Raw genomic sequence first — 13634 nt, forward strand, 5'->3', positions numbered from 1 at the left:
TAGCACTGGCATTTACTCTCGTTTGGTTACCAATGTGGGCTGATTGATTTATGAACATAAAACATCAACAGTCCCTAGTAGAGATAATCTATCTGGGTATTAATGGTTTGGCATGAATAGTTAAACTGTGGCAGGTGAAGCCAGGGATAACAAGGATAAAACTAAATAGGTAGGGGTAAGTGAGAATGCAGGGCAAGAAAATCGGGTATCTTATTGGTGGCGCCATTCTGGCTACGTCTTATTTAGCACAGGCAGAGACCTTACAGCCTGATCCGGCTTGGCAACAAGGTAAACTTGAAAATGGGTTCAGTTGGCAAGCCCTGCAAACTCCACAGCGTCCCAATGACAGGATACAACTGCGTTTAATCGTGAAAACCGGTTCACTGGCAGAGAAAACGCAACAACAAGGCTACACCTACCTCATTCCCAAAGTCGTATTGTTCAGCAGCAAAGATTTGTCATCGCAAAAACTGGAAAATCTGTGGCGCAACGCGATTGATAGCAAAAATCCCCTTCCTCCTGCCATTGTTTCATATGATTTCACGCTCTATAGCCTCAGCCTACCAAATAACCGCCCTGATTTACTGAAAGATGCGCTGGTATGGCTGTCGGATATTGCGGGTGGTGCGGTTTTTACGCCAGAGACTTTGGCACAGGCCATGAAAGCGACCGATCATTCCGTCGCGACTTTACCTGCAGATATACAAGATCCTGTGTGGCGGATGCGGCTGCAAGGCTCGACATTGCTCGATCATGATCCGGGTGCGAGCGTATCAGTGCCTGTAGATGTCAAAAAAGTTGAAGCATTTTATCGGCAATGGTACACGCCAGATGCGATGACTCTGTATGTTGCTGGTCATGTTGACAGCCGGGTACTGTCAGAGCGCATTAATCAGGCGTTCTCGCCATTGAAAGGAAAACGGCAGACACCGGTAGCCGTTGCGACGTTGTTGCCGCTGAAATCAGAAACGCTTGGCGTAGTCAGTGATAAAGCTCAACAAGATCGGTTGTCTTTAGTCTGGAACCTGAACTGGCAACCGATTAATGATTCGCAGACCCTGTTTCAGTATTGGTTAAACGATTTGGCTCGTGAAGCGCTTTATCGCTACCTGCAATTGGGGCGGGAAGAAGAGCAGGCTGACATGAAGTTAGATCTGGATTGTCGCATATTGTACCAGCGGGCAAACTGTTTTTTGAATATGGATACTTCTTCGGGCAATCTGACAGAATCCACACTTTATCTGGCTTCTGAACTGGCATCATTGCGTGAAAATGGTCTGCCACAAGAGCAATTTGATGAACTGTATGCTCAGAAACGGCTTCAATTGCAACAGCTCTTTGCGGTCTATGCCCGTACAAATACCGATCTATTGATTAACCAGCGCCTGATTTCACAGCAGAATAATGTGATAGATATTGCACCGGAGCAATTCCAGCGCTTAAGACAGACGTTTTTATCTTCTCTGACACCACAGCTTTTGAACAAAAAACTGAAAGAGATGTTGTCTCAGGACATCTCCTTTATTCTGGTGCAGCCAAAAGATGAAACGGCCGTTAATGTGAATCAGCTCAGAAACGGTTTTAACCAGATTATGCGGCCGGGGCCTGTGCCGGAAACACCCGCCGTTGATACCAAGCAAGCTGCTGACATCAAAAAAGGAGCGGAGTAGCTTCAGGTTTTTACAACAGTTTGGTTGTTATTTGACCTTGTGATGCTGATTGCGACGCAATCCTCGAAACTTTAAAAGCCTATATTGAGAGTCAGGCAACCCCTGATTAAAGTGCTTCTCACTTTCGCCGTAAAACTCTCTCCCGAATTGGGCGAGGGTTTACGGCGAGATAGCTAAACATCATAACTTGATCTTCTCTACCAGATAATCAATAAACACTCTGCATTTGCGCTGAATTTTGTGCCCATTTGGGAATACGATTGTTACAGGCTGTTTTGGCAGTGAATACTCAGGAAAAAGTTGCACTAGATTGCCTGATTTCAGCTCGGTTTCTATCATCCATTCCGGTAAGACAGTCACACCGAACCCTGCAATAGCCATTGTTTTTATTGATGTCGAAGAGTTGGTGTTGAATCTGGCTTTAGCACGTATATCAATTGACGGTAAGGCGGGGTGACTTAATTCCCAGTGGGTCGGTGTTTGCAAATTACTGTTGGCAATCCAATCAACGCCCCTGAGATCATTGACTGATTCCAGTTTATTTTTTTCAAGCCAGTCAGGTGATGCCACCAGATAAATTTTATAGTCAGCAATTTTACGACTTTTAAGAGAAGAATCTCGCAATACCCCCAACCTAATGGCTAAATCCAGCCTGTCTGAAATAAGGTCATTAAGAGCAGAGCCAGCGTTATAGCTGATATTAAGTTGTGGATGTATCTTACAGAACTCGCCAATCAGAGGAAGAAGAAACCGATCACCGAACTCGATTGTTGATGTGATACGTAGGGTGCCAGAAAGTGAAAGATACTGTTCAGCCACATTATCTAAGCTGGACTGAATATTAATAAAGATTTCACTAAATTCATTGTAAAGAAGCTGACCAGCTTCCGTCAGCGCAACTCCTCTGGAATTACGAATCAATAACGGTATGTTTAATGACTCTTCCAGCCGCTTAACGTGGATACTGGTCATTGCTTTGCTGATCAACAGCCGTTCTGCTGCCCGTGTGAATGATCCACAATCCACTACAGCGATAAAGGTTTGAATCCGGTTTAATTGGTTATTCATTATTGTTAATTACAGCTAAACGGAATGTTCAATTTATATTCATAGCCTTAACGGGTCAAGAAAGCCTAAACTCCGCAGTGGAGGGCATAATGACTTATCGTTATCGTATTGCAATAATTTTTCTGGTTGGTTTTTTTATAGACTGCATCAACATTTTTATGTCAGCTATAGCCTTACCAGATATCGCACGTAATTTGTCAGTTTCGGAATCAACGGTAACCTGGGTTGCGAATAGTTACATATTGGGATTAACTCTCATTATTCCTATAAGTAACTGGTTGGCAAGTCGGTTTGGCACCCGCCAAATCATGATTGCATCCATGTTGATTTTTTCAATAGCCGCGTTTTTTGCGGGTATGGCGACGCATTTTCTCAGCCTAGCACTATTCCGTTTTGTACAGGGTCTCGGTGGAGGATTGTTGATTCCTGTCGGGCAGGCCCTGACTTTGAGTCTGTTTAAAAAACACGAAAGAGCAAAGATTTCAACGATTATTATGGCGGTCGCATTAATCGCCCCCGCAGTCTCTCCGGGAGTGGGGGGGATAATCGTAGATCATTTCTCTTGGCATTGGGTGTTTTTCAGCAATATTCCTTTTAGTCTTATCGCAGCACTGTTGTCATTTTTCTGGATTAAAACGGAAAAAACAACGGCTCCTAAACCTGATTTGAGCGGCCTATTTTTGGTAAGTTTGTCGCTGGCTTCTCTTTTGCTTGGTTTGTCGCTCTATGCTGAAGCAAGCATTAAATTCGTGCCTTACATATTGGTTATCACAGGAATTTTGTTTGCTTTACTTTATGTTCGCCATTACCGCCGCATCAATAATCCGGTACTCGATTTAAACATTCTGACCAACATCCAGATGCGTTTTTCAATATGGGTCTATTACGCTGTACCCGGTGTATTTACCGGAGTGAACCTGCTCAATATCTTCTATCTACAACAAGAACTGAATTGGTCTGCGGAGAAAGCCGGATTACTGATGCTTTTTTATGCAGCCGGTTCCTTCTGTGCGATATTAGTCTGTGGTCGAATATATAACCAGTTGGGGTCGGTACGTTTGTTCTTTGCCGGTCTCGTTTTACATGCCGCAGGAATTGCCATACTCGCTACTGTAAATACCCCTCAGGATCAGCCTCTTCTGATTATGGCATACCTTTTGATGGGAATCGGTGGGGGGATAGGCGCAAATACCGCGCAAACTACGGCGATGCTGGGTTTTGAAGGCGAAGATTTATCCCGTGCCAGCACGATCTGGAATCTCAATCGCCAGATATGTTTTAGTATTGGCGCCACTATTTTTGCCATGATTTTTAATGTATTGCAGCATAAAACCACTCCGGCAACGGCTTACTCTATCACGTTTATTATTGCAGCAATTTCAGGTTTATTGCCCCTGTTAAAATTGCGCCAACTGGCTAAGAGTCGGGAGACTGTATGAACAACGCAAGAGAATTAATTGCGCATCGAAGCATCATGGAACTTCACCAATGGATAGAAGACGTATTTACCAATGATCAGCAAAAAGGTGCTGCGTCTCTGGAAAAACTGCTTTCTTGCTTCAGCCCTGAATTCAGCATGATTACAACTCGTGGACATACTGCTTTTTTTGTTCAGGTCAGTGAGCTGTTTCATCAGAATATCGGTAACAAACCCGGTCTAAAGATTGAAATCGATTCAATTAAGACACTTGTCAATACTGGCGATACAGTGGTATGCCAATACAGGGAAACACATTGCATGAATGACATAAAACAAGCACGTTGGTCTGTTGTCATCATTGAATTTAAAGAGGGAAATGCGTTATGGCGTTACCTTCATGAAACCTCGATTGTGGTTTAAACATGACGCAGTACCAAATGAGTAAAATTTTCCAAAAAAGGGCGATCAAATTCGCCCTTTACATCGATAAACTATCCGTCAATCATCGGCTACTTTTTCGCCGTAGCCCTGACTTCGGTTACACTTTTGCCGCCAATGCCCCAGTTATCCGTTTCAACTTCATCAATAATGACAAACGTCGTCGCCGGGTTTTTACCCAGTACATCCACCAGCAGCTGGGTTGCACCTTCAATCAATTGCTTCTTCTGCTCGGCAGTCGCGCCTTCGCGGGTGATTCTGATGTTTACAAATGGCATACATGACTCCTTTTTGGGTGTGTTTGGATTTATTCTGATTGCTTCTCTGCGGTGGCGATCCATGCAGCACAAAACAGTGTCAGACGGGCAAAGAAATAGAAAAATGCCATCAAACCAATGACCGAGCCGAAGGCGGCGCCAGAAGGCGAACTGGCAAGTCTTGGCAGCATGATCGTCATAATGTATTTAATGATTTCAAACCCAACAGCGGCCATTAATGTTCCCTGAAACAGCGCTTTCCGCTCAGGTTGATGCCGGGGCAAGATCCACAGTATCCACAGAAATAACAAATAATTGGCAGAAATGGAAATGGTCATGCCTATCAGTGTCCATGCAGGGCGCAGCCATTCAATACCTTCTAATCCAAGGGCATGAACGAGGGTTGCCTGAGCAGATCCGGCGATAGAGGTCAGCGAAAGCGTTATCACCAATGCGAACAGCAGACCGAATAGGGAGAAAAAATCGCGGATATACTGAGAGTAGATTTTTTCTTTTTCTGCATGATGACGTTCCCAGACATCACGGGATTGGGCGAGGATGGCTTCGCGTAAGTTGCCTACCCAGTTCACTCCTGAATAGAGTGCGATTGCCAGACCCGTCAATCCAACCGTCGTTCTTTGATTCACTGCGGTATCAACACTGTTTTTCAGCGTATTGGCCAATGACGGGTCACTGATGCTATTGGCAATGCCATTGATTAACCTTGTCAGCAGATCAGGATTGGATGCCAACACAAAACCCGCGGTGGCAAAAGAGAGCATCAATATTGGGATCAGAGATAGAAATGAAAAATAGGTAATGGCGGCACCGAACTGACTCCCCATCCGATCATTGAAGCGTTGGAGAGTTCGGATTAAATGGGCAATAAAGGGAATGCGTCGGATATAGTTACTAATGCGAATTGTCATGGAAAGCGCTTTCTTACTGCCATCCAGCCCTTTCTGCAACGGTGTGTTGTCTTTTTCCGTGTTAGAGCGTTCCTTCTTTTCAATATCACTTAGCATTACATCCCCTTAAATCTGGTCTTGCCTGATGTTACTCACAATGTTAACTCTATGCGCTGAATCGGTATGTAGAAAAAGAGTAACAGGCAAAACGGAAAAGGCAACAGATACGGATAGGTCTGTGGCAGTGGGTAAGAGAGTGATTAAATGGGCAGAACTCAAGGATAAATAAAGGATATATAAATGATTAAGAAATAGAAGTACGGTAGCCGCATGGCATACCGTACTGAGGAAAAATCAAAGAAACGCTGATTAATCTAATTGATGGCCTTTGATCCCACTGTGGGTAGCAGGAATTTCTGTATCGTGGCTCTCATTTTTTACGAAAGGAATTTTTCCGGAAAAAATGTTTTTTTGTGCAGCACCGGTAAGGCCTACGATGGAATCTGGTAGATTAACACCGAGATTTCTACCCTTATCGTATCCAGTCACAGACTGATGTCCAATCTGCTGGGTATTCATTGATACCGTCCCTTGTGCACTGTCAATTTTACCGCCGACTAAATAGGTTTTTCCTGCGACATCCAGATTAACGCCGTGAGTACCGGTCAGGGTGGACTGCTCACCAATGGCTTCTCTGTCCAGCGTATCGTAATTGCCTTTCAGTTTACCGCTGTAACCTTTGAAGGCGGCAGTCAACTGGTCTTTTAGTCCCGGCACCTCTTTTTTATCATCCGCTGCTGTGGTTTCAGGTGCTGCTTCTGATGAACTGCTATCGGCAGTCGGTACAGGAAGTGTAGCTTTATCGTCTCCTTTGACCGTTTTGCTGTAACCCAAGCCAGCATCCAGGCCGACATTCAGGCTATGAGTGCTGTCTTTGAGGCTTTCAACATTGAAATTGCCACCTACATTGCCTGTCACATGATCGGCCGTAATATTGGTGCCTTTGAGTGAAGTATCGCCACCGCTGGTCAGCGTGACGTTACCGCCGGACACATGGCCGTTATGGTATGTCATTGTATCCAGACGATTGACACCGAATTTCACTTCACCACCAATGTTATATTTGCTATCGATGATTTTGTTGCCAGCCTCACTGCTGTCAGTGGAATTGTCAGTTGCCGCATTGCTACTTCCTGCGCTACCCCCGCTTTCATTGTTACGGGCCTTGCTGGACATCCCCCCTTTGCCCTTGAGACCAACATTCCAGCCATTGTTGTTGACGGTGTCCTGGGCGGAAGTCAGTTCAATTTTCCCACGTTGTGCAGTTAAATCGACTTGCTTACCAGAGACATCAGAACCCTTCAGTGCCAGATTATTGCCTGCATTCAGGTTTACACCCTGTTCACCTGTGAGGGTACTGGTTTGAGCCGTCGTGCTGTTCTGCTGGTCAGTGTTATAACCACCGCCAGCGCTGGCACTGAAATTTTTACCATCTGGGTTGGTTCCCACGGTCAGAGAAATTTCTCCATTGTGGCCTGTACGGTTTTGCTCGTTGCGGTTGGTGGCTTGATCGAACTGGATATTTTCTTTCGCATTGATGTTTGTACTGCCACTGCCCGCATTCATGGTAGTGCCTTGGTAACGGGCGTCTCTGGTCACTTGGATATCAATACCGTTTTGTGCCTGTACTCCGCTGGTCACGGCGTTAGCACTGCTGTTGGAGGTTGCCTGATAGCTGCCATCACCTTTGCCATTAACGGAAATATCACTGCCAGTTGAGGTGTAAACGCGCAGGCGGGCGTTGCCTGTGGTGTCAGAAGAATGGCTATCTTTACGATTGTAGGCGGCTTCACTGGTATGACTGCCGGCTGTCAGTGACACGTCGCCTTTATTGGCCTGATATTGGGTTCCTTGATCGTAAGCATCACCGTTAGTGGTGACTTTGACGTTACCCGCCTGGATTGAAGTGACGACTGCGTTTGACTGGCTATTGCCGGTATAATGGCTGCGGCCTTTGGCCGCTAACTCAAGGCCGGCATTCGGTAAGCCAATTTTGGCAATGGAAGTATCCAATTTCTTCTCACTGACCGCTTTGGCTGTTTTTTCTGCCGGACGAGTCGTTGCACTGTAATCGGCTGAACCACTGATTTCACCGTCCACCCGCAACTGATTGGTGGAGTTTGATTCCGTATTTTCTGTCGCCAGGTTTTTGCTGCTACCGGCATTGGCCTGGTAAGCACCATTGACCTGATGCTGAGTGCCTTGCTGTTTTAACTCTCCCATCGCATTCAATTCAAGATTGCCGGTGACTTGAGTTTTTGATACCACTGCAGTGGTTTGGTTTTGGGATTGGCCATTACTGGCGTAACCCCCTTCAATACCGCCACCGAGCCTATCCATACCACCGGTCAAAAACAGACCGCCACGGCCTTTTACCTGTGAATTCTCGGTTGATGTCCTGTTTTCTCCGGTCAGGAAGTTGATATTGTTCCCTGTAACTTTGGCATCACCTTGTGTCGTCACTAATTTGGAGCCAGTGACAGTGACATTTTCGCTTGCATTTACGGTAAGGTTGCCACCGTTCAATTCTGATGGACGCTGCGTTGTGACATCGGTTTTCTGACTATCACGCGTGTGCTCAAGGCCGATACCGACACGGTACTGTTTGTCTTCTGCTTCACGGGCGTAATATTGCCAGTTTAGATCGGTTTTTTCCTGATGATGTCTATTCTGCTCACCATAAGCCAGTACATTGATGTTGCCTGATGTATTCACTTGCAGCTCACCCGCACTTTTCACCAGACTACCAATGATATTGATATCTTTATTGCTGAGTAATTTCAGATCGGTATCGGAAACCAGCTGACTGTTGGACGTGGTCTGCTGTGTATTGTGTTCTTGGTTCGAATTTTTGGTAATGTTAAATATTGTACCGGTTCTTTCATCCACTTTCTTATAGGAGTTGTTAACCGCGTTATCAATGATTAATTGCCCATCATTTGCTTCAACATAAGCTCCCTGTTGTGCTTTCACTTTACTGCCGGTAATAGTGACACCATTCATCCCCGACAGCAGCAAATGTCCGTTTGCGTTGATATCAGAGGTATGATGAGTTTCTTCTTTATTGAGGTTATCTTTGTTACTGCCGCCCGCAATGCCACCCCAGTATTTCTTACTCTTGGCAAGGCTTTGATTATCAACAAGAGATTGAACCGTGATTTTCGCCTGCTGATCGGCAGAAACAATCAGGTTTTTGCCAGAATTGACCTGAGAACCGATAATTTCAGCATTTGCTCCGGCATTGATGCCTAAATCTCCCCCTGCATTCAATTCACTGCCGATGCTTCTCTGGGCGGTATGGTTTTTGTTCCAGTTTCCGGTCTGCAAACCAACAGTGTGGTTCTTCTTATAGCCTTTCTCGGCAGTCACTTCTGATTCCAGCAGACCTGCCAGTTTCACATCTTTCTGGGCGGATACGGACAGTTTATTGCCAGCGCTGATTTTACTGCCAAGCACTTCTGCATTACCTTCGCTGGCCGTCAGGTGGACATTTTCATGCGCCTTGATGGTATTGCCTTCATGATGGTATTTGTCACTCTCTTTGGTCACATCGTACTGCCAGGATAATACCCATTTATTTTTGGTGTCGCGGGTAAACTGGTGGAGTTGCTGTCCACCCAGTTTTAGATCAGCACCGGCCAGCTCGACATTATCCCCTACAATATCGGTTGCCATAACGCGATTATTCTGCTTGGCCACCAGCGTAATATTCTTGCCTTCCAATTGGGTACGGGCAATGGACTCGCTGATTTGCTTCTGTTGGACATAAAGACCGCTGAAACTGTCTTGGTGGTTGTCACTGCCGTCTTTGTCTGATGAGGATTGATTGAGGCGTCCTTGAGACAGGACATTGTTGCCTTGCAATGTGATATCCCCGCCTTTCAGATTAGCGGCCTGCAACTTCACATCCCCGTAAGACTTAATATCAATACTGTCACTGGCCGTCACCTTGCCTTGCAGATTGACGCCGCTTCCTTCTGCGGTATTCAGCAGACGAATACGTCCTGCCTGCATACTGCCGAGGTAATAGCTGTCGAGCACACCAACGTCCGCTTGTTGTGATGCCAGAATTTTTCCATCGGCTGAAATCTGGTTATTACCTGTCGTGATATTGATCGTTTTAGCGGTGATTTCCCGACCATGACTATCAATTTTGGGGGCAATAAAGTTCAGAACGTCAGTATGTGACAAGCCATTGTTTTTGATACTCAGCGCATTTTGGTTGTTAAAAGTATTGAACCCTTGCAGGACGCCATTTTCAACTAACGGATTACCGACGACCAGAGAGGCCTGATTGGTATTGATAAAACCGCAACCGTTGCAGGTGATACCATTGGGGTTTGCCAGCACATAATCGGCGGCTATCCCGAAAATTTCTTGTTGGCCGAGCAAGAATGAAGGGTTACGGCTGATGACTTCATTTAAAATCACACTGGCTGCCTGCCCATTCAGATTGCTGTTAGCAGATAAATGGCTGGCTAATTCTGATGATCCCTCGATCAATGAGTTATTTAATACTGCCCCCATCTGATTGACGTTGAAATCCTCATATTGGTTATGTGATAGCCCTGAGTCAGAAGGTGCCACGATATTGACTACCGTAGCCCCTGTATCCGCCAGCATGACATCAGGGCGGTGTTCTGCATCACCTCCGGGAGTAATACCGTTGGCAAAACTGACTGAACAGGTTGTCAGAATAATTGCCATGGATGCGGCAAGTTTTCCCGTAGGAGATAACTTGAATTTTTTTTCTTGCATAGTATTACCTTTATTGACTTTCTTTTATTGCCATGTGCAGCCCCCTGAGAGTAAAATCCTAAGTTGACTACGGTTAAAAAATGCTAATTGCTACAAAAATTAAAAGGTGTAAGAAACGCGTGTTAACAGTTGCATGGACTCATCCTTGTCTCTATTTTGATGGGATAATAATTTGCCTCGACTGACCTCGACATCGGCAAGCAGGCGCTGATAGCGCAATGTCAAGCCAGTACTTAATCCAGCACTAGTTTGCCAGCCATCCTGACTCCGATAGCCTTTAACCCGTCCGACATCCACTCCCGCCCGCAGGTTAAGAGAACCTTTGAGTATCGGTATTGAGTGGGATAAGGTATTTCTCAGATACCAGCCGTTATCACCGGATAATGTATTTTTACTGAATCCTCGTACTGCATTGCGGTCGGTGATATTGAGCCATTCAACACCGGGCAGTCCGTTTGGGCTGTACTGGGTATAAAATTGGTTATTGAGCCGGTAGGACATATCAAATAGCCTGAAGCGCTGCTGTAAATTTACGGATAACTTTCCTTTGGTAAATTGCTTATTCAAGTTGTCTGTTGAGGTTTGAGCACTGAACCACGGTGTTCCCTGTTCAATGCCCGTGTCAAAAGTGATAAGGCCATTCGCAATGATTTGTAAGTGGCTTATTCCCAGTGAAAACACGGTTAATGTTTGACTGCTGTGACTGAGTTTGGCGCTATCGAAATAGTTGTTGAAATTCTTGTAAACAAGCTGGGTATTCAGCGTCGAGATTTGCGATTGATTGCGGTGGAATACCCAATCCATACGCATACCCGACTGCTGTGAATTCCCATGCAGTTTGTGCACATTATTTTGTAGCTTTGGATGGCTGGTATATCGGGAATAGCTGGTAAAACCGCTGAAAGTCGCAGCACCGTAAGGAAGTGAATAGAACAGAGTAGCAGCCCGATTATATTGGGTGTCGGGGTTATCGACGGTACTGATGCCGCTGAGACTGATAAAGTCGGACAACCCCAATGGGCTGTCGATGCTGGCATTCAGTCGGCTTATCCATTTTCCTGTGCTTTTTTGCCCGTAGTTATCGGTTGTCGCGGATATTTTCCACGGGGTGGAATGTTGGTTACTTAGCCTGATGACCGAGCCGCCACTGACCGTACCGGGTAAGATATCGAGCGTTGTTTTATTTGATTGCAGACGATTTGCCTGATCCAGTCCTTGGTCAAGCTGATCAAGATTCAGTGGTTTATTCGTCAGATGAGGAAATAGCATCTGGCTATTGATCCAGCGATTACCACCTTCGATGGCCTCGATAAAACCTTCGACAACATTAATTCCCAATTCCCCATGATGGCTGGGAGGAATAAATTGCACCCGCGCCGTAATATAGCCCTTGGCAATATAGAGGTTAGTGATTTCTGCTGACAGTTTATTGATGTCATTGCTGGTAATACAGTTGTCAGGCAATGCGCTGAGTGTATTCAGATCTGTCAGAGTCAGCAGCGTAATGCCTTGGAGATAAACGCTGCGGATATCCAGACATGCTGGTGCTTCTACCAGTACTGGAGAGACAGTCTGAGGCGAAAGGGCACCGGAACGATTGATTAATCCTTGGTGACGGCGTTGCTCAATTAACTGGTCTATTTCCCTTGAACTGTCCTGTAAAGTCCTTCTTGTCTCATCTGTCGGTAATATGACATTGAGTTCTTCAGGTGACGCTTTTACCTGAAGGGCGGTACATAATAAGATAAAAATTGCCGTCTTTTTAATCATGGGAATACCCAAATGACAATGGTTGATCCGAAAACGTACAGTGTTAGATTAGGTTTAAATATGGTTTGTTAATTAAATATTAAAGCATAGAAAATATTTTATTTTGCTCTGATTAATGTGTGTATTTTGCCCAAACTTATGGTTTGTAGTTATATATTTATCTTAATGATTTATTATGACTCGTTTTGGTTATGTCCTATCTTATTGTTAAGGGTTAAGTCAAATGTAATTCGTGCTTAATTAAAATTTCAGTAGGATAGCGATAAAACAACAAAGTTCTTTTATTACTCTGTATTTTTAATTTAAAAATTTTACTTATGTCACTTTGATTACAGGTTAGGGGAAGGAGTTGACATATCACCGTGTTCAATGAATTCAGCGTGGATTTTAGAAAAATTTGAGGCCAGAATTTTATATGCGGTTTTGGTGCGATTTGTTCAATAAATCGTCATGCAAAAGTGAGTGCTGCCGTAAGGCAATATCAACACGGTAGCATCAGTCAGATTGGTTACGTACGTAATCATGTATTTATGCATCTCTGTTCAGCATAAAAATAATCACTATATAAAAATCTGACATTTAGAAAAAATCAAAGAAACAAATATGAAAAAGAAAAAGAAGAATTAAAAGGAATTGATGGTGTAAATAATAAGGCTTTAATTTATTCAGCCAATGAATAATATTCATTGGCTGAAGGATTATTACTTAATACTTAATTAATAAGATATTAAGCAACAATTGGTGCGCGCCAGTCATCAGAACCAGAAGTGCCCGCTGTAGTGTGTTCCCAATTAATCTTACGATAAGAAAGAGATACACGAATTAATTGGGTGAATTCTGCTTTTGATGGATCTTGGCAGTGTGGCATTTTGCAATCAATGTCAACAATGGTTGCATCTTCAAGTTTGGTCGTGAAGAAATGCTCTTGTTTACCTTCGATTGAAGTACGGTACCATTTCAATTCAACAGTAGGTAACATTTCGCCAGAAGCCAGTGCGTTGTAAAGCAGAGGAACAGCTTTATTCAATGCAACGGTGAAGCGGAATGGCTTATGCGCACGCTGACCAGAAGGTTGACCTGACTGCGGATCAGTTGGGACAGTAACAATGTGGTCAAATTCTTGAACCAGCATTTCGTCTTCGTGACCTTGAACGAAGATATTACCTACTGATTCAGCAGTGAATGCACCAGCAGTAATATTGCCCTGAGTTTTCCCATTGATGGAAATATAACATGGAGTTGGCATATGAATATCCTATAAAATTTTACCAATATATAAGTTTAA

General features: G+C 44.5%; 9 protein-coding genes. 3 read left to right on the top strand and 6 right to left on the bottom strand.

Going from position 1 to position 13634, the window contains the following annotated elements; translation table 11 throughout:
* The first annotated feature begins 185 nt into the window (after nucleotides 1-185).
* Nucleotides 186-1670, top strand: a complete 1485-nt coding sequence (locus NXS07_RS12280) for a M16 family metallopeptidase (RefSeq protein WP_258086838.1) — start codon at nucleotides 186-188, stop codon at nucleotides 1668-1670.
* A gap of 180 nt (nucleotides 1671-1850) precedes the next feature.
* Here NXS07_RS12280 and NXS07_RS12285 read toward each other — a convergent pair whose 3' ends face one another.
* The gene (locus NXS07_RS12285) at nucleotides 1851-2738 is read right to left on the bottom strand and encodes a LysR family transcriptional regulator (protein WP_258086839.1); all 888 of its coding nucleotides are present in this window, start codon (nucleotides 2736-2738) and stop codon (nucleotides 1851-1853) included.
* Between the two features lie 89 nt (nucleotides 2739-2827).
* On the opposite strand from NXS07_RS12285, the gene NXS07_RS12290 reads away from it, so the two are divergent.
* Both NXS07_RS12290 and NXS07_RS12295 read left to right on the top strand, forming a co-directional pair.
* On the top strand, nucleotides 2828-4177 hold the full coding sequence (locus NXS07_RS12290; RefSeq protein ID WP_038206862.1) for an MFS transporter: 1350 nt from the start codon (nucleotides 2828-2830) through the stop codon (nucleotides 4175-4177).
* Nucleotides 4174-4578, top strand: a complete 405-nt coding sequence (locus NXS07_RS12295; protein WP_038215395.1) for a hypothetical protein — start codon at nucleotides 4174-4176, stop codon at nucleotides 4576-4578. The genes NXS07_RS12290 and NXS07_RS12295 overlap by 4 nt, the downstream gene beginning before the upstream one ends.
* 89 nt (nucleotides 4579-4667) lie before the next feature.
* Here NXS07_RS12295 and NXS07_RS12300 read toward each other — a convergent pair whose 3' ends face one another.
* The 5 genes from NXS07_RS12300 to NXS07_RS12320 all read right to left on the bottom strand — a co-directional run bounded on the left by NXS07_RS12300 (nucleotide 4668) and on the right by NXS07_RS12320 (nucleotide 13595).
* Nucleotides 4668-4874, bottom strand: coding sequence for a 2-hydroxymuconate tautomerase family protein (locus NXS07_RS12300; RefSeq protein WP_038206868.1), 207 nt, complete (start codon nucleotides 4872-4874; stop codon nucleotides 4668-4670).
* 29 nt (nucleotides 4875-4903) lie between these two features.
* Entirely contained in the window at nucleotides 4904-5878 is a 975-nt protein-coding gene (gene yhjD, locus NXS07_RS12305) for an inner membrane protein YhjD (protein ID WP_038206871.1), read from the bottom strand.
* Between the two features lie 252 nt (nucleotides 5879-6130).
* A complete protein-coding gene (locus NXS07_RS12310) occupies nucleotides 6131-10579 on the bottom strand; it encodes a hemagglutinin repeat-containing protein (RefSeq protein ID WP_258086840.1) in 4449 nt (1482 codons plus the stop codon).
* Between the two features lie 99 nt (nucleotides 10580-10678).
* Nucleotides 10679-12349, bottom strand: a complete 1671-nt coding sequence (locus NXS07_RS12315; RefSeq protein WP_258086841.1) for a ShlB/FhaC/HecB family hemolysin secretion/activation protein — start codon at nucleotides 12347-12349, stop codon at nucleotides 10679-10681.
* Between the two features lie 727 nt (nucleotides 12350-13076).
* Nucleotides 13077-13595 carry an Hcp family type VI secretion system effector gene (locus NXS07_RS12320; protein ID WP_012986874.1) on the bottom strand — a complete coding sequence of 173 codons (519 nt, stop codon included), beginning with the start codon at nucleotides 13593-13595 and terminating at the stop codon, nucleotides 13077-13079.
* Between the last annotated feature and the right edge of the window lie 39 nt (nucleotides 13596-13634).

The organism is Xenorhabdus bovienii (assembly GCF_024721015.1).
GTDB classification, from domain to species: Bacteria; Pseudomonadota; Gammaproteobacteria; order Enterobacterales; family Enterobacteriaceae; genus Xenorhabdus; species Xenorhabdus bovienii.